We start from the raw sequence: 1,080 nt of genomic DNA, 5'->3' as shown, positions 1-1,080 counted from the left end.
CAGCTCGCTCACCGACTTGCCGCGCGGAATCGGCCCAGGATTGCGCCCCAACAGAATGGAAATGCCGCTTTCCACGATGGCAATCTGCTGCTCGATGGCCGGTATCGTGGACTGCGCGAGCTTGTACTGCGACTGCACTTGCGAAAGCTCCGTCTGGGAAACGAGGCCCTTGCGATAGCGCAGCTCGAAAATGCGTAACGTTTCGCCGAAGTTATTCGCCGTGGCCCGCGCGATTTCGAGTTGCCGGTCGAGTCCGCGCAGCGTGATGTAGCTGGTCGCCACGCCTGTCACCAGCGAAAGCACGACGCCGCGCTGGGCCTGTTCGCTGGCATAGACCGGCGCCTGGGCGGCTTCGGTCAGGCGTCTTACCCGGCCGAACAGGTCGATTTGCCAGGAAGCGGACAGCGCGCCCTGATAGAGATTGAATACGGGATCGAGCAACGGCGAGAGCGGGGGTCCGTAATCAGGTGTCGTCCCGACTGATCCTGGAGCTATCTTCCGACTCCAGTTTTGACAGCGTTTTATAGAAAACTAACGATGCGTCGTCGGACGGTTTGCTTTCGCTCATCTGCTCAACACGTACCTGCCACCCTCGCCGGGTGACTTTTCCACGGTCGCTCACCACCACGCCTTTTGGACGCAGCAGCACCGGGCGGTTTGAAGCCTGCTCCTGAAAGCCGACTTCGGGAGGCCTGCTCCCATCTTCAGTACAGCATCGCAGACTTTCGCCTGCGTTCGTAACACACGAAGATAAGCCTTCTTATCTCGCCCCGTAGTAGGTCAGTGATGTAAATCGTGCCCGTGAGTCTCTCCATCCTCTGGCAGTCGCCATATCCTCGCGATTGTTTAGGTATCCGAATCGAAGTAGTTGTGACGCTTACATTCAAGATTCGAGACGTACTGATTGCCGCGCGGTCCGCGGCGGTTCAGCTGAATGTCTGCTGCAAGCTGCCGGTCGGACGGTTAGTTGCGAGATACGCCATGACGTATCTTACGATGCAAAGTTGACGTATAAACAATTCGAATTCTGAATGATGTTTTCTAACGTCTGGTTCGTTGTCGGCCATCAGGTCATCGAGC

The 1,080-nt window shown here is 57.1% G+C and carries 1 protein-coding gene; it reads right to left on the bottom strand.

Going from position 1 to position 1,080, the window contains the following annotated elements:
* The coding region (locus tag U5A52_RS42970; protein WP_321940482.1) for a TolC family protein at window positions 1–441 on the bottom strand (441 nt) is incomplete at its 3' end.
* Window positions 442–1,080: the final 639 nt, after the last annotated feature.

The sequence above is a fragment of the Paraburkholderia sp. J8-2 genome (assembly GCF_905220195.1).
Taxonomy (GTDB): domain Bacteria; phylum Pseudomonadota; class Gammaproteobacteria; order Burkholderiales; family Burkholderiaceae; genus Paraburkholderia.
The sequence above is the reverse complement of the archived record's forward strand: the minus strand, read 5'-3'. Positions and strand labels throughout refer to the sequence as shown.